Source organism: Maribacter arenosus, assembly GCF_014610845.1.
In the GTDB taxonomy this organism is placed as follows: domain Bacteria; phylum Bacteroidota; class Bacteroidia; order Flavobacteriales; family Flavobacteriaceae; genus Maribacter_A; species Maribacter_A arenosus.
This window is the reverse complement of the sequence record NZ_JABTCG010000005.1, coordinates 107142-124527: the sequence shown is the minus strand read 5'-3', so window position 1 is coordinate 124527 and position 17386 is coordinate 107142. Positions and strand designations below refer to the sequence as shown.

General features: G+C 43.5%; 11 protein-coding genes. 5 read left to right on the top strand and 6 right to left on the bottom strand.

Features of this window, described 5'->3' with window-relative positions; all coding sequences use genetic code 11:
- Positions 1–2: 2 nt before the first annotated feature.
- Both HPE63_RS14185 and glgB read left to right on the top strand, forming a co-directional pair.
- A complete protein-coding gene (locus HPE63_RS14185; RefSeq protein ID WP_188314955.1) occupies positions 3–1637 on the top strand; it encodes a maltokinase N-terminal cap-like domain-containing protein in 1635 nt (544 codons plus the stop codon).
- A gap of 3 nt (positions 1638–1640) precedes the next feature.
- Positions 1641–3536 carry a 1,4-alpha-glucan branching protein GlgB gene (gene glgB, locus HPE63_RS14180; RefSeq protein ID WP_188314954.1) on the top strand — a complete coding sequence of 632 codons (1896 nt, stop codon included), beginning with the start codon at positions 1641–1643 and terminating at the stop codon, positions 3534–3536.
- Positions 3537–3796: 260 nt separating this feature from the next.
- Here the strand turns inward: glgB and HPE63_RS14175 are convergent, their stop codons facing one another.
- The 6 genes from HPE63_RS14175 to HPE63_RS14150 form a co-directional block, all read right to left on the bottom strand.
- Entirely contained in the window at positions 3797–5317 is a 1521-nt protein-coding gene (locus HPE63_RS14175) for a TolB family protein (RefSeq protein WP_188314953.1), read from the bottom strand.
- Positions 5318–5482: 165 nt separating this feature from the next.
- Entirely contained in the window at positions 5483–7687 is a 2205-nt protein-coding gene (locus HPE63_RS14170) for an alpha-glucuronidase family glycosyl hydrolase (RefSeq protein WP_223198174.1), read from the bottom strand.
- A 255-nt stretch (positions 7688–7942) separates the two neighbouring features.
- Positions 7943–10357, bottom strand: a complete 2415-nt coding sequence (locus HPE63_RS14165; RefSeq protein ID WP_188314952.1) for a TonB-dependent receptor domain-containing protein — start codon at positions 10355–10357, stop codon at positions 7943–7945.
- A 343-nt stretch (positions 10358–10700) separates the two neighbouring features.
- Complete coding sequence (locus tag HPE63_RS14160; protein ID WP_188314951.1) at positions 10701–11372, bottom strand: O-methyltransferase; 672 nt, start codon at positions 11370–11372, stop codon at positions 10701–10703.
- A 38-nt stretch (positions 11373–11410) separates the two neighbouring features.
- Positions 11411–11920, bottom strand: coding sequence for a hypothetical protein (locus HPE63_RS14155; RefSeq protein ID WP_188314950.1), 510 nt, complete (start codon positions 11918–11920; stop codon positions 11411–11413).
- Between the two features lie 206 nt (positions 11921–12126).
- Positions 12127–12687 carry a YceI family protein gene (locus HPE63_RS14150; RefSeq protein WP_188314949.1) on the bottom strand — a complete coding sequence of 187 codons (561 nt, stop codon included), beginning with the start codon at positions 12685–12687 and terminating at the stop codon, positions 12127–12129.
- A 427-nt stretch (positions 12688–13114) separates the two neighbouring features.
- On the opposite strand from HPE63_RS14150, the gene HPE63_RS14145 reads away from it, so the two are divergent.
- From HPE63_RS14145 to HPE63_RS14135, 3 genes are all read left to right on the top strand, one after another.
- A complete protein-coding gene (locus HPE63_RS14145; RefSeq protein WP_188314948.1) occupies positions 13115–14989 on the top strand; it encodes a glycoside hydrolase family 3 protein in 1875 nt (624 codons plus the stop codon).
- A gap of 75 nt (positions 14990–15064) precedes the next feature.
- Positions 15065–16183 carry a hypothetical protein gene (locus tag HPE63_RS14140; protein WP_188314947.1) on the top strand — a complete coding sequence of 373 codons (1119 nt, stop codon included), beginning with the start codon at positions 15065–15067 and terminating at the stop codon, positions 16181–16183.
- Positions 16087–17376 carry a glycoside hydrolase family 113 gene (locus HPE63_RS14135; RefSeq protein WP_188314946.1) on the top strand — a complete coding sequence of 430 codons (1290 nt, stop codon included), beginning with the start codon at positions 16087–16089 and terminating at the stop codon, positions 17374–17376. The genes HPE63_RS14140 and HPE63_RS14135 overlap by 97 nt, the downstream gene beginning before the upstream one ends.
- Positions 17377–17386 lie beyond the last annotated feature (10 nt).

Sequence of the window (17386 nt, the reverse complement as noted above, 5' to 3'; positions counted from 1 at the left end):
GCATGGCAAAGAAGAAAAAAGAATCCGTTTTACAGCCTCATTATACATTCGATACCCCTTGGGAACGATTAATGGAGGATAAGACCTTTGTAAAAGTCTTTCTTTCTGATGTTTTGGAAAATTACATTTTGCAACAGCGCTGGTATGGTGGTAAATCGAGCAAACTGAAATATATTGAACTTCAAGAATATTTCAGGATCCAACAAAATGAGGAAGTATATTATGGCCTGCTACTGGAAGTAAATTTTGAGGAAGCTTTTTACCAACATTATTTCTTGCCCATTGCGTTTGTATCCGACGAAAGTTTTGCGGAGAAAGAGCGAATCTTGCCATTGGACATTAAGGAGCAGGAAGGTTTTATTATCGATGCGTTGAATTTGGAGGCCTTTCGGAAATTAGTATTCGAGCGCATCATGACCGCAGTTCCCAACGACACTACCAAGGTCAGATACCATAAAAGTCATACGTTCGGCGCGACCGAGTATCGTTCTTCGAAGTTTATGGGGTTGGAGCAGAGCAACACATCCATCATTATCAACGATGCGTATGTGATGAAATTTTTCAGGCGTATCTATTCCGATACAAACCCCGATTATGAAATGAGCCGGTTTCTGTCCGAAAACAAGGGCTATAAAAATACGCCTTCCTACCAAGGTAGTATCAATGTTATCGATGCCGATAATGTTAATATTACCATTGCCTTAATGCAGGAACTCGTTCCCAATCAAGGGGATGCTTGGGATTATATGCTTAAGGAACTCAAAACGGTGTTCCGTAATTTAGAAGTAAAACATATACGAATTGATCAATTGCCCGAAACCCAGATATTTTCAAGTCTGGGAATCAATGATGTTCCTCCCCGGATAATCGATTGGGCGGGACTCAATATTTTTCTTAAGATACAGACTTTGGCAAGGCGAACGGCCGAAATGCATATCGCCCTAGGATCGGAATTTAGCGATACCGCTTTTACCCCCACCCATTTCAACGGTGATTATGAGGTCTGGCTGAAAAACCGATTGTTGTACCAGTTCCAGAACAGGCTCAATATCGTAGAAAACAATATGCACCGTTTGGAGGGACTCTCCTTAAGCCTTGCCAAGGAGTTTATAGATAGAAAGAACAAAATACGCCAACGGTTCGTCAATTTCGATTGGACCAAGCTGAAAGGGGAACGCATTCGCATACATGGCGATTATCATTTGGGGCAAGTCTTGGTGCAAGGCGATGACTTTTACCTTTTGGATTTTGAGGGTGAGCCTGAAAGCACGATAAGGGACAGAAAGGTAAAGCAACCACCGTTAAAGGATGTCGCGGGCATGTTCCGTTCCTTCCACTACGCCATTTATGCCACCATTTTCAATGATGGCGAAAATTATCCACAAAGCCAAGAAGAACTGTTCAAGGCCGGGGAGGTACTCTATCGGTATTTCATTGGTCTGTTTTTGGGCAGTTACGTAGGTCTTATGCAAGAAAACAACCTGAATATCGGCTACATACAGGAGCGGATTTTTATATTAAAATACTGTATGCTTGAAAAAGCGGTCTATGAACTGGGTTATGAAATGAATTCCAGGCCCCTTTGGGCGGTTATTCCATTGGAAGGAATCATGGGCATAATCAATGAAAACAACTAAACTATGGGAAAAGTAGTACCGCACAGTCTATTTAGCGATTTCGATATCGATCTTTTTAAATCTGGAAAGCACTTTCGATTATATGAAAAACTGGGATCTCATCCCATCGAGATCAATGGGGAAAAGGGTGTTTATTTTGCAGTCTGGGCACCTACGGCCAAGGCGGTTTCCGTAGTGGGCGACTTCAACTATTGGTTAGAAGGTGACCACAAGCTGAACGTACGCTGGGATTCCAGCGGTATTTGGGAAGGCTTTATCCCCGGAATCGATAAAGGTACGCTCTACAAGTATAAAATCCATTCCAACAATCACGATATAAAGACCGAGAAAGCGGATCCTTTTGCCCGTCTGTGCCAAGTTCCGCCCCATACTGGTTCTGTCGTTTGGAATGCCGACTACCACTGGAAGGACAAAGATTGGATGGGCTACCGCGCCAAAAAAAATGGGCTGGACAGACCTTATTCGGTGTACGAGGTGCATCTAGGCTCATGGAAGCGTGGTGAAGACGACAAATTCCTGACCTATGCAGAACTGGCCGAAGATTTAGTAGCATATGTAAAAGAGATGGGGTTTACCCATGTGGAGTTCATGCCCATTATGGAGTTTCCATATAATCCGTCTTGGGGCTACCAATTGACGGGCTATTTTGCACCGACATCCCGGTTCGGGAAGCCGGAAGACTTTAAACTCCTAGTAGATAAATTGCACCAGAACGATATCGGGGTCATCTTGGACTGGGTACCTTCCCATTTTCCGGAGGATGCTCACGGACTTGGAAATTTCGATGGCTCCCACCTGTACGAACATCCCGATAGAAGAAGAGGATATCACCCCGATTGGAAAAGTTTGATTTTCAACTATGGTAGAAACGAAGTACGTGCGTTTTTGATCAGTAATGCGCTTTTTTGGTTGGATCAATACCATGTGGATGGATTGCGTGTCGATGCCGTAGCATCAATGCTATATCTGGATTATTCTAGGGATGACGGGGAATGGGAGCCCAATATATATGGCAACAACGAGAACCTGGAAGCCATGTCCTTCCTAAGGGAATTCAACGAAACGGTCTATAGTAATTTTCCGGATGTCCAGACCATAGCCGAGGAATCGACGGCATTTACAGGGGTCTCAAGACCTGTAAAATACGGAGGATTAGGTTTTGGAATGAAATGGATGATGGGTTGGATGCACGATACCTTGGAATATTTCAAAAAAGAACCCATTTATAGAAAACACCACCAGAACGACCTCACTTTCAGTATGACGTATGCGTTTACTGAAAATTTTATGCTGCCATTTTCACATGACGAGGTAGTCTATGGCAAACAATCGCTGGTATACAGAATGCCGGGCGATGAATGGCAGCGATTTGCCAATCTTAGATTATTGTTCGGTTATATGTTTACCCATCCCGGCACCAATCTTATTTTTATGGGGGGTGAATTCGGACAGACCTCGGAATGGAACTTTCAAAAAAGTCTCGATTGGCATCTTACCGAGTACCCCGTTCATTCGGGGATTCAAGAATTGATAAAAGACTTGAACCATTTTTATAAGTCGTATCCAGCCTTATACGAGAAACAGTTCAGTCCCGAAGGTTTTCAATGGATCGACTACGGAGATCACGAAAACTCCGTACTCACATACATCAGAAGAGGGCATGACAAAAAGAACGATATCATCATTGCTTGTAATCTCACTCCCGTTCCTAGAAAAAACTACCAAATAGGTGTTCCAAAAAACGGGATACTAGTAGAAGTTTTGAATAGTGATGCCACTAAGTATGGGGGTAGTGGTCTAGTTAACAACGATGTGAGCACCACGGATACTCCATGGAACGGTTATGAAAATTCGATTACCATAGATATTCCGCCTCTTGGTTTGGTCGTTTTTCAGTAAAAAATTAAAGCTATCTTTTTTCAATAAGCTTCATTCTAGAAACAACGGCTTTTGCGAAGGACATTTGCTTGATTTTGAACTTTTATTGCATGTCTTACCGTTTTGATACACGACACTTTCCTTAATAGATTGCTTTTATAATTGTCTCGTAAACTACAACAGTGAGAATTTAGATATTCCTTTTTCAATCCCTGAAGCGGCAGTTTCATCGAAATGGGTGCTAAAACTAGTCGATTTAGTAAATTCCCTGTTTTAATGTACTAGTGATAACCCATATTAGTATTGGTAACGAACGCAATTTTCTTGCTATCGGGCGACCATGAGGGAACGTTAATTGTGCCCTGCCCTCCATAAATGTAGGCAATCACCTTGGGCGTTCCACCTTCGTATGGCATTATCCGCAACAGACAATGTTTGTAGAAAGGGTGGTCGCTCGGGTCAACCTCCTTCGGAAAGGAAATAAATACGATCCACTTTTCATCCGGACTGATGTGCGGGAACCAATCATTGTGCTCATCGAACGTTAACTGTATTTGATTTTTGCCGTCCGGATCCATCCTCCAAAGCTGCATGGTTCCGGTACGGGCGGAATTGAAAAAGATATAGTTGCCGTCCGGGCTGTATTCCGGCCCATCGTCCAAGGTATCCAGGTCGGTCAGCTTCTGTTCCTTTCCGGAAGCAGTATCGATGGTAACGATGTTATAGGCGCCGTCCCTGTTTCCGGTAAAGACCATCTTTTTACTGTCGGGGGACCATCCGTGAAAATAGGAGGCACCTACTCCGGGTTTGGTGACCATTTTAGGCAAGGAATCCCCTTCCGTAGGCATATAGTAAATGGCTGAGGTTCCATCGTTCTCTTGGTTGTGATTGCTTATCCCCAATAGTTTTCCATCCAAGGTCAATACATGGTCGTTGTTATTGTTTACCGCAAAACCGGTGTTCAAGGGTGTTATTTTATGGGACGCCAATTCGTAGTTGTACAGGTGGCCCTTGGAATTATAGATCAACTTTTTTCCGTCCACGGTCCAGTTGGGCGCCTGAATCGAATGTGCCGATCGATAAATAATTTCCCGGTTCCCTGTGGCGACATCCATAATTTCAAGGTTACTGCCAAGGTAATCACGATACGGCACATAGTCGGAATCTACGGGTCGGATGATCCGAACATTTCTATACGTCGCTCTTTCCAGGACATCCGGATTATGGGAGCAAATGTAGATCCCCACGTACACCTCGTTATCCAATTGTACCGAAGGTAGCTCAACGCTCGTAAATTCTTCCCCGAATTTCGCTGTGGACATGATGTAGGTGTCGCCCCGACGTTCAAGCTGAATGACATCGGGGGAGGTATTGGACGAAACAACTTCTTCGGTGTCCGCCCCGACCTCTTTCCGGTATTGTAGGGACGTCAGGCCGTCGCCATGGGTGGAGGCATTTACGTGCTTTGAATTCGTATCCAGGCTGTTCTTCACGATCCATCCTACCTTGCGATGTGGGTCTACACCTTCCCCTATGAAGGAAACCTCCGCCCGTAGGATAAAATCTCCCTGGATGGTCGTCCACAGATATTGGAAGTCATCCTTCCCGAACCACATATTGGTCCCTGAACCGTTCAGAATGTAGGTTTGGTCAGCCTCGGAATATTTCGCAGAACCTGTTAGCTTGCAGCTACCAATGTCTAAGTTGTTCTCAAAAATACCTATTTGGTTCTGGGCGTTTCCTATCAATGTTCCCAGAAAAACGACCAGGCATCCCATTAAAATTCGTTTTGGATTTTTCATTTATGCCATAGATTTAGTCAACTTATTTTTTTTGCGAATTCGATAAATGTGGGTCAGTTCGGTACCATGGTATGTCCTTCGCTATGCTCGCTAAAGGCGACATCGCGAGAGAGCAAGACCATTAAATTCACAAAGCTTCATTGGAGCCGATATTCCGGTCGCCCGCTAATCCCAACGGGGCCTAATCCCCGGTGCAAATAGGAATTTTAAGGATTTGAAATATTCCAATGTTCGTGTCGGTTTTTCTACCCCCTCGGGCAGTTCTTTTTTTGAATAGGTCTGGAAATAGAGCAAACAGGCATCGCGCCACCATCTGGCTTCCTTCAACTGTATTTCCAAAAGCATCCATACTTCTTCGTGCTGCGCTTTGGAAATATAAGGTTCCATGTTTTTCCATGTAGTGCGCATATCTTGGACTTGATCTACTCCTTCTTGATATTTCAGGGCGATACCATCCCAAAGGGTATGGCCGTTCCTTAAGGTATAGTCCCACGGAAGATGATGAAACCAAAGTAGGTATTCTTCCGGACAGGTTTTGGGATCGTTCAACATGGACCTCAAGGGTTCGGCATATTGCTCGGTAGCGTTACTCCCGGTTGGGGTACGGTCAAATCCTATTCCATATTCATCGGCTTTATGGTAATAGGTAGGGTTCCATTCGGGCCTGCTGAGTTCACTTACCCAAGGCCCTGGCCCATAATGGTGGCCGGTATCAAAGATATGATGAAGCCCTAACGGATTCATATAATTGACCACCGCTTCCCTTGATGTCAATAGCATCTTTCTAACAGGCCCCACAAATTTCGGGTCGTTGGAAAAGGTGGCACGTATCCATTCATCGGCTATGGTTTCGGAACTCAAATAGGGGTCCCAGGCCAAGCGTCCAAATCCGTACCAGTTGGCCTGGGCGAAGGGATGGCCTGTCCAATTGAGGTCAGTTCCGATATTGGCAACTCCAGCCATTCCGGTCATCTTTTTATCGTGAAGGGAACCATCGATCACTTTTGCCACCGTCGAACCCTTTCCCTTTAGGTAAGTATCCGCATCAAGTACCTCCTCAAAAAGTTTGGGCAAAAAAACCAAATGGGTGCTGAATCCCAAATATTCCTGGGTAATCTGGAATTCCATCATCAGGGGAGTATTGGGCATGGCCCCGAACATGGGATGAAAGGGTTCCCGCGGCTGAAAATCGATGGCCCCGTTTTTGGTCTGTACCAGGACATTTTCCATAAACTGGCCATCATAGGGAACAAATTCACTATAGGCCTGTTTCGCCCGGTCGTCGGCATCATGCTCGGAATATACAAATGCCCTCCAAATAACCTTGCCGTCGAAAGGCTGTAATGCCCTTGCCATCATGTTCGCTCCGTCTACATGGTTACGGCCGTAGTTTTGTGGCCCGGGTTGACCTTCGGAATTCGCCTTTACCAAAAAGCCCCCAAAATCGGGAATTTGGGCATAGATTTCTTCCGCCTTGTCGTTCCACCATTGCTGCACTTCTGCGTTTAGCGGGTCAGCTGAGCGTAAACCTCCAATTTCAATAGGTGCGGAAAACCGTGCGGTCAAATATACCTTTATGCCATAGGGTCGGAAGGCCTCGGCCAGTGCCCGTACCTTCTCCAAATACATAGGAGTCAAAATTAAGGCATTGGCGTTCACATTCGTTAGGGAAACGGCATTGATGCCGATGGAAGCATTGGCACGAGCATAATCGATGTAGCGCCGGTCGATATATTCCGGTAATTTTTGCCAGTTCCATAGTGAAAAACCGGCATAGCCGTGTTCTACGGTCCGGTCAAGGTTGTCCCAATGGTTGAGCATACGAATGGCTATTTTCGGGGCATCTACAAGGCTAATTGAACTTAGTGTTTTGTGGCCTTGCATAAACCGCAATAACCGGAAAACCCCGTAGAGAATGCCTATATCTTCATTTGCGGAAATAACCAATATGTCTTTGTCTTTTAGCTGCACCGACTTGATAACAAAGCCTTCCTTGCCGATTCGGTCAAGATCGGCCGCGACCGATTTCATAATAGCTTTGTCAAGTCCGGCTTTTTTAGCGATTACCATGGAATTCGCAGTACTAAAAGAATCGGTAAAATCGACCGCTCGATCTAGCATCGAACCTAGACCCCTCTTGAGCTCCTTTTGGGCGGCTTCCAAAATCTCGCTGTTATTTTGGAAATAAATCGAAGTTGCGGCCTGTTCATATTGGCGCAGTAATTCTACATTTTCAATCTTGCCATAACCCAACCATAAGTCATAGCCAGATGGAACCTGACCAAATGTTTGTGAGGTACAGCACAGGATCATTACCCCTATCGTCATCAGGGAAGTGAGCTTCGACTTCAGGTTTCTTACCGTTGGCATGTCGATCATTTGCTAGTAGTGGTGGATTTTGGTGTTTCAAATAGGCCGGAGAGCGCGACATTGTTTTGGAAGATACGAAATAAGCGCTATCCTAATGATTTTGTGGATGATTAGGTGTCGACCTGGAAGTTTAGTTCCAAAGGCCTTGTTCGAAAAAATCTACTTGAGGCTAACCTTATTTTGATTATTTACTTTTTTCCACATTTGGTTAGGCCTACGCGCTGCCTGAGGTTTTAGGGCCCGTTTTGAACTGCTTCAAAACCTGATTTTTGTTCCCAGACGAACGACTTGGGTTTCATAAAGATTTTCATAGCGGGCAGTAAACCCTTCTCCGTTGATTTGTTGGCGGATACCGAATCGGTTAAAAAGGTCGGTCGCCGATAGGGTCAGTTCCCCTTTGTTTTTCAAGAACGTTTTTTTAAAACCGAGGTCCACAGATGCCCTTGCCAACTGTTTGCCTTGCGGGATGTTTCTATCGGCAAAGTAAACCGCCGTCAATTGTGCTGTTAGGTCGCTACCGAACTTGAATTCGCCGGAGAGCTTGGCATCCCATGTCGTATCGGAGGATTCCTTGATGGTAAAAGATCTTTCAAAGGGAAACAGCAAGGTTCCCAAAAACGGATCAATGGTGTTTTCATATCCGTTGAAGCTGGTCGAAAACTGAACCTTGCTCCCAAAATCCTGGCTAAATAGTAGTTCGATGCCCGAATTTGTGGCACGGCCCGTATTCTGGTAGATACGGTTCACAATTTGATAATCGGGATTAGAATCATCGATACTGAATATACGCATATACTGATCTTTGATAATCCTGTGATATACCGCCGAAAAGAGAGAACCGCTGTCCCAGGAATATTTATGGGCAATTTCGAAGGCATCCGTAAATTGTGGCCTTAAATACGGATTACCGACCTTCAACAGCTCGGGATCGTCATATTTCGGAAAAACCCGTAGTTCAGGCTCGCCCGGGCGATCGATGCGTCGGTTGTAAAATGCAGATAGCTTATTGTTTCCGTTTAATTTATAGCTAAAACGCATGCTGGGAAACAATTCGAAATAATCGTATGCATCGTTATTTGGATAATAAATATTGATTGGATCCAAATCGTAAAAAACGTTCGTTTGTTCTGCACGTAGACCAGCTTCAACATCGTATTTTTCTTTCTCCAGCACGTAATTGACATAGCCCGCATAGAGATTTTCGCCCCAATCGGAAAAAATTCCCAAATTAGGATAGATGATGGAATTCTGCCCGGGCGTAATGGTATAATCAACGGGGAGGCGGCGGATTCGAGCTTTAGCACCCAGTTCCATCCTTCCGTTTTTCAAGGGCCTTACATAATCGGAGGAAAAACTCGTGGTGTTTTCAATGGCAAGGATATTCGTTTTATCCCTACCTATACGAACCGCAGAGCTATCGTTCAGGGAATAGGTTTCATCTTCGAGCCCCTGTGTATATTGGACATTGGTTGTTAGTGTATGTCCGACTTGCGGAAAATTGTGTTTGTAGTTCGCGGCCACATTGATGTAACGGGTTACCTCGCTTTCCTCCCAAGTATAGAATCGGTTTCTGCTATCGGAATTTAAATCGATAAAGGCGACCTGGGCCGTATCAATATGTTTTTCACGGTCGTAAAGACCTGAAATCGTGAGGCTATTGTTCCCGTCAATTTCCCAATCGATGCCACCGTTGACTATAGTACGAAATTGCTTCCTGTTTTCAGGAACTTGTGATATAATAGTTCTCCCATCATCATAATTTCGGGTCGTGAACTCGTTGTTCGGAAGGGCTTCCTGGACAATAAATTCCGATTGCATAAAATAGTTCAACTTCCCGGTCTTATAGTTCAGGTTCAAACTTGGAATCAATTTCGGATTTACCGAAAAAGAGCCCAGATCGGTTTGTGTATCTTCTTTTCGTTTGCCGAGGGCGCCCAATCCAAATGAAAGTCCGACATCGCCATTGAAGCCTGTTTGTTTTTCTTTTTTATAAATGATATTGACAATCCCCGCAAAACCGTTTGCATCATATTTTGCAGATGGATTATTGATGATCTCGATTTTTTCAATATTGGAGGCGGGAATATTCGCCAATCCCTTTTGATTGCCAAAACCCGTTAGGCTACTTTGCTTTCCGTCTATAAGGACCACTACTTTATCACTGCCCCGTAGAATTACTTTGCCATCTTGGTCAAAGGCTACCCCCGGCATGGTTTTCATGGCATCTAAGACCGAACCCCCCGACTGCGCAATCGTATTATTGAGATTTAAGGTCTTTTTGTTGAGGTCTGAATTGGTGGTTTCCTGTTTTCCGACGACCTCTACTTCGGTCAGGGCTTCCGCACTGGGGGCGAGTTCGATTTTTCCCAAATCAAAAATAGTGTTCAAGCCATCTGCCACTAGAGTTCGTTCAGTAGTCGTATATCCTAAAAACGAAAAATAAAGCCGGTATTTACCAAGGGGAATCTCCAATATTTCAAACCTGCCATTATCATCGGTAATGGCTCCCGTTAACAATATATTGTCGTCAAAACCGTGTAAGGCTACATTTGCAAAGGGCATGGTTTCTTCGGTTTCCCCATCATAGAGCTGTCCTGAAATAGTAATATTTTCCTGCGCAAAACCACAACTGCAGATCAATAGTAAAAAAATTGTAATTACGTATTTCATAAGTAATCTGTTTAACCGGTTCAAGGTCGGTAGTTTTTTTTAAAATAAGCAAAAAGGATATTCCGATCTGTACGGTCAGCAATTCGACCGAGGATTCGGCCGGACGTTCAAAAAAGGCCATTGTCAAAATAAAAAAGTTTACCGACAGCTATAAGAGCTGTACCCAATGATAATCGGGAAGCTTCAGGACCGACCGGCTAGACCTTCGCAATTTGAATGCGTCGATTACACCCAGAATGGGAAAAATACTGGTCCTGATCAGATTGGCCAGCACTCTGGTGATCAGGAGGAAAAGCCTTAGCTTTCTTGATAGGCCCATCTTCCCTTAACTATGCACTTGAGATCAATTTTTGTAGCTGATGGCCAGACCGCTCCCAGAACCGTCGACCGTAGTGGTGTAATTATCAAGACCTTGTACGTATTTCAGATACTCCTGCGCTCCCGCCATTCCCCTGCGACTGCTTTCCAACGGACGGACATTGTGGGCGGTAAAGCAGCCTCCCGATTCCAATTTTGGGTCGACCGCTATAAAATAATTGGTGTACCAATCCTTATCGGCATCGCTGAAAACGAAATCAAAGGGACCTTTAAGTTCGTTTACCAGTTCATGGGCATCGGCTAAACGGGCATCGATATATTCCGACAATCCGGCTTCCCTAAAATTGGCAAGTGCCTCTTTATGGCGTGATTCATCGATTTCGATTGTGGTCAATTTACCTCCGGTCTTACTAAGCGCCCAAGCGATCCAAATGGAGGAATGCCCCGTAGAAGTACCGATCTCAAGGGCTTTGGTATATCCCTTCTCCACGATGATATCGTAGAGCAACTGCCCGTCAGAGGCTGGGACATTCATATCGCGCCAACTGTTATTATTCTCCTTGAGAAATGTTTTTACTTTGGAATCCAAGTCTATATCTTTGGCTGTTTTTTGCCCATGAGCAAAATTCACAAGAAAAAAACTTGAAAGAATGAGCAGGGCGAAAAGAGGTCTATAAGAAAATACGGACTGTTTCATATCAACATATTTTTAAGAATAGAATTTTTTATGACCCATTAAACATAGAGCAAAATAATCGTCAACGCAATCCCGCCAATGGTAAAGTACATTCCCTTTTTAAATACCGAGGTGGTGGGCCTGAACATCCAAAAGGCGGAAACGGCAAAGAACAAAAGCGAGACCCCGAAGAAAATACCCAACCAAAACAGGGGATGGCCAGAATGCATCTTATGGATCTTGTTCATGTTCTCCAACAGCAGCGGCAGTTTCTTCTCGGTATAATCTGCAACTCCTGTTTTTTTATTATAGGTTCCGCCTCTGAAGTACATGAGGTCGCCTTCTACCTTATCCACTTGAAACCGTCCCATGCCCAGGGCGCGGCCTAAGTCCTCGGCGGCAATGTTCGGCTCCAAGGTCTTTTCAATATGGATTTCCTTTTTCAGATAATCCGTATTCCTAAAAGTGAGCACGATACCGCTGATAGCATAAACGATCATGATTCCGGCCAGAAAGAAGCCCAAATACCGATGGACGACCCTAAAGGCCTGTTCTGTTTTTCTTCCCATAATTTAATTTTCCGCTAGTTGGTAGTGACGATCCAGATCAATATGCCGACATAGATCATATACCAAATGATGAACTTGAAATATTTTTTTCCATTTTGAACTGGACTGGCCATTGTACTATTATTTTTCTTAAAATTCGCGTTTGTTGGAAACGGCCCAAGGTGCAAGCCCCAAGACCATTTCAACTAACAAACATCAACTATGCTTTATTGTTGCGCCATTTCGAGATTAATGGTCATTTCAACATCGTCGCCCAATGTCGGGGTATCGCCGCCAACTCCAAATTCCAATCGGTTTACGGTACCGGTCAATTTTAACCCGGCTTTCAATTTTTTACTGCGCTGATCGGTAATGATTCCGTTAAGCTTGCCTTCCAAGGTTACGGGTTTGGTCACACCGTGTAGGGTCAGGTCGCCGGTTAGTTTGAAGGTTTTGTCCCCGGTTTTTTCAAATCCTGTGGTGGCAAAGGACAGGGAAGGATGCGTCTCCGCATCAAAAAAATCGGCACTGCGTAAATGCTCGTCCCTCCGATCGTTATCGGTGTCGATACTGGCCGTTTTGATATCAACGGTAAAATCGGGCTCGCTGAAAGTATCATCAGCGGTAGCTGTAATATCAAATTCCCCGAAATGCCCTTCGACCTCCGAAATCATCAGGTGGGTTATGGCAAAACCTACCTTGGAGTGTGCGTTATCGGACTTCCAAGTCGATTGTGCGGTTAGCGTGGCACAAGCAATTAACAGAAAACTAAAAGCAACTTTTTTCATAGTGTCAAAATTTAAATACTAGTTATGAATAATTAATTAAGGGTTTACGTTGATAATATTATGAATTGACAATGAATGTTTATAGGGTATCTACATTTGTTAAATTCAAAATCCCGGGGGAGAAGAATGGCACAAATATTATTAATGATATCCGCTGGATAAAATTGACTGTTTAAAATTTGGGCTTTTGTTCTAAATACCATTTTTATTTTCTGTAAACGACAGAAACTGTTCCTCAAACAACATTGTCGGATAAAATTGTCATTTGTTGGACAAAATCTGTCGATGACAGGTTTTGCAATAAGTGTTGGACTAAAAACCTTATTTTTAGCCTACGGCATTATCAATCAATAGAATCAATTGTCCGTACGTTCAACGATGGATCTTTGAAGCATGTAAAAAAGCAAAAACCAACTCAAATTCTTAGATGAAAAAAATAAATAGTTCTTGGCGAAAAAACGGAAAACTGGCGCTTAGTCTATTCCTTGCCATCTTTCTATTGGGCTGTAATTCTAAAAAGGAAAATCCCGCGACCGAGTCGTTTAGAGACCTTAATAAGAATGGCAAGCTCGATAGCTATGAAGACCCGAAAGCTGCATTGGAAGATAGAATCGAAGACCTGCTGTCCCAGATGAATACGGAAGAAAAGGCCGGATTGCTGTTCAATGCCATTTCGGGAATCGATATGGGCGAGGATATGGGGCGAGTCGATTCTTTGATTACCAAGGTAATGATCAACCATTTGGACATGCCTGGCGCTGCGACTGCAAAAGAACTTTTGGAACTAAACAATACAGTCCAAAAAATTGCTGAAGGTACTAGACTGGGAATTCCGGTTACCTTCTATTCAGACCCTAGACATAGTCTTCGTTTCAGTGAAGCCGCCGGGAAAGATAGGTATCATTCACGGTGGCCCTCTGAATTGGGTTTCGGGGCCATTGGTGATCCTGATTTGATACGAACGTTCGGCGATATTTCACGTCAGGAGTATACTGCACTCGGTATTCGTTTGGCCTTACACCCCATGGCTGATCTCGCGACCGAACCTCGTTGGTTCAGAACCTATACTACTTTTGGGGAAGATGCCGAATTGAGTGCGAAACTGACAAAAGCCTATATTTTGGGTTTCCAAGGAGATACCTTGAACAATTCAAGCGTATTGACCATGACCAAACACTTTCCTGGTGGCGGCCCTCAAAAAGATGGTATGGACGCACATTTTGAAACCGGAAAAGAACAGGTTTATCCGGGAGGTATGTTCGATTACCATTTGAAACCTTTTGTTGACGGAGCTTTACCCGCCAAAACTGCTCAAATAATGTTGTATTATGGCGTTCCCGTTGGTATTACTGAAGAACAAGTGGCCTTCGGTTTTAATAGAGAAATCGTTACAGATCTGCTAAGGGATTCATTAGGCTATCAAGGTGTTGTTTGTACCGATTGGGCGCTGGTTTCCGATAACCCCGCGAAAAAAGCATCGGCTTGGGGTGTCGAAGATCTTTCACAAAAAGAACGGGTAAAGAAAATACTGGATGCCGGGGTCGATATGTTCGGAGGGGAATCTTGTGCCGACCTTGTAGTGGAGTTGGTAAAGGAAGGCAGTATTAGCGAAGCGCGTATCGATGCTTCGATTCGACGAATTTTGCACGACAAGTTTGTCCTTGGGCTTTTTGATGACCCTTATTTGAAAGAAGAGAATCTCAAGGTTTTTGAAAATGAAAGTTTTAAGGAAAAAGGGAAAGAAGCACAACGAAAATCATTGGTCTTATTGAAAAATGAAAAAAATATACTGCCCCTTTCAAAAAATATCAAAGTGTTTTCAGAAGGATTAGATCCTGAAGCCTTGACCGGGTATGCGACCGTTGTGAAAACCCCTCAAGAGGCCGATATTATTCTCTTAAAATTAACAACACCTTATACCCCTGTAACCGATACTAACTATTTTCTGGAGCGAATATTCCATCAGGGAAGATTGGACTTTCCGGATGCCGAGAAAAGGAAACTGTTGGATTTGATCCATACAAAACCAACCGTTTCTATATTGACGATGAATCGGCCAGCTGTCATTCCGGAAATCAATACCGCCAGTAAATCGCTTATTGTAGATTTTGATTGTGAGGACGAAATTCTAGTAGAGATGATTTTTGGAGAATTTAATCCGACAGGGAATCTGCCTATTGAACTTCCGTCGAGTGTGGAAGCAGTAGAGAATCAAAAGGAGGATGTCCCGCATGATTCGGAAAATCCCTTGTATCCATTTGGACATGGATTGAGTTATGAAGAATATTCGAATTTTGAATAAGTATGAATTTGCAATTTGTTCATCAAAAAAAATGATAGGAACACCTGGTAGCTACTGCTGAGTATGAAATTTAAAATGAAATATCTTTTTTGGATTATCGCCCCATGCCTTTTCATTTTTGGTGCGTTTTCCGTATTACAGGATAATACTGACACAGGAACCGATGTTTCGGAAAATGATTCCATCCCCACCCGTCGACAACTGCGGCGGAGCTTTTTTCAAAAGAGGGAAATCTTGGTCGTTTATGGTGCGGAAAACAAAAAACTAACGGAAAAATACCAGACTATACTGGATTCATTGTCCAAAATCCCACAAGATGATTCCTGGAGAAGTGTTGCCGTCCGATTTAAAGAAGCTTCCCAAACAATCGATTCCGATATTGAAAAAAACATCATCTATCTAGTAGGCACCCCCAAAGGCAACCCAATACTAAAACGGATGACCAACAATATCCCATTTCAATTAGAGGTGGATAAAATCCGATTCAATCAAAAGGAATATACCTCGGATAATACCGTGCTATCCATAGGCTCGTATCCGAATATGGAAAACGATACCTTGCCCATTAATGTTCTAACCGGTATGGAAGAATCCAAAATCTATGATTTTTTTGAGAACAAGGTCAAGGAAGGAGGCCGTTCCTTTTTTCGACAAAACATGGATTATGAAATCTACCGCAACAATACAAGAATCGTGATGGGCGATTTTGGTTCAGATTGGAAATTGGACGAATCGACCTTATTTGATTTTTCTTCAGGAAACGATTTGATACATAATTCTACGCATTTCGATTTTATAGACCATCAGAATGCCCTTAGTCCTGAAGCTGTTCTTTCACTTGCGACCAAAATTGAAGAAACGACAAATTCTATTTTAGACTTCTTTGGGAATAACCGTCAGCTTCCGACAATGACCTATCATACGTATAAAAGTGCCGAGGAAAAAGGATTGATGACCGGCAATACAATGCAAGCTCATTTTGACCCTATCGACAATTCGGTACATACCGTAATCAACGAAAAGTACACCGAAAACTTTATCGAAAAGGAAAACGCACTTGCGGTGTATCATTTAATAGGTGCTGAAAAACAAAGGCTTTGTTGCGCGGATTGCCTATCTATTTTACCGAACAATGGCAACGGAAAGGGTATCGATATTGGACGGCTCGTTTGTACAAATCCGGTAACGCTCTAACCTTGACCGAACTTTTGGATAACGAAATAGTGGGGATTGAATCTCCCTTGGTCGTTGATTGTTTGTCGGCCTCCCTAACGGGTTTTCTATTGGAAACCTGGGGCAAGGAAATTTTTTTGAAAAAGTATCCCGATTGGATTCCTTCCAAAAAAGAAATCCGAGATTTGGAAACCGGATGGCAGCAGTTTCTCTTCAAGAATGCCAAAAACGTTGAACTCGGAAAAAAAGACGATACCTCAATACCCTATCTCAAAGGATTCAATTTTGCCCACGAAGGCCACGGTATCTATAACGGGTATGTTTCCAAAAAAGCAACGGAGTCCATCAAAAAACAAATTCAAATGGGCAGCAATGCCTTGGCCTTGGTGCCCTATACCTTTATGCGTGACAGTAAAAAACCCGAACCATTCCGATTTAGTGATAGTGCCAATGATGAAAATGACGAAAGTTTGGTGCATTCGGCCTATGAAGCCAAAATTTTGGGCATGTTTACGGTATTGAAACCTCAAGTCTGGGTAGGCGGAGGCAGTTGGCCCGGCGATATCGAGATGTCGAACGAATCCGATTGGAAGCTATTTTTTGACCAGTATTATCGGTGGATACGCCACTATGCTTTTTTAGCGGAAATCCATGATATGGATGCCCTCAGCCTTGGTGTTGAATTTACCAAAGCAACGCTTGGTCACGGGGATGCTTGGCGGGAAATCATACGAAAGACCAGAGGTTTGTATAATGGAAAAATTACCTACGCCGCCAATTGGGGTACGGAGTTCGAAAATATCGACTTTTGGGACGAACTTGATTTTATCGGCCTCAACTGCTACTACCCACTAAGCAAAAAAGACGATCCCACGGTCGAGGAGCTGAAAGCGAAATTCGATACCGTCAAAACAAAGATCAAGACCGTTTATGAAGAGTATAAAAAACCAATCGTATTTACCGAAATCGGTTTCCGGAGTATCAATATGCCCTGGAAAAATCCACATGCTGATGGCGATGACAGTTTTAACGAAGACCATCAGAAACGCTGTTATGAAATAATATTCGAAGGCATTGAAAACCAACTTTGGTGCCAAGGAATTCTTTGGTGGAAATTCCCGAGTTATCTCGAATATCGCGGGCGTGAGAACAATGCCTTTACCCCAAACAATAAAATGGCGGAGGAGACGGTCCGAAAATGGTTTTTGAAATAGTTCTAATCGA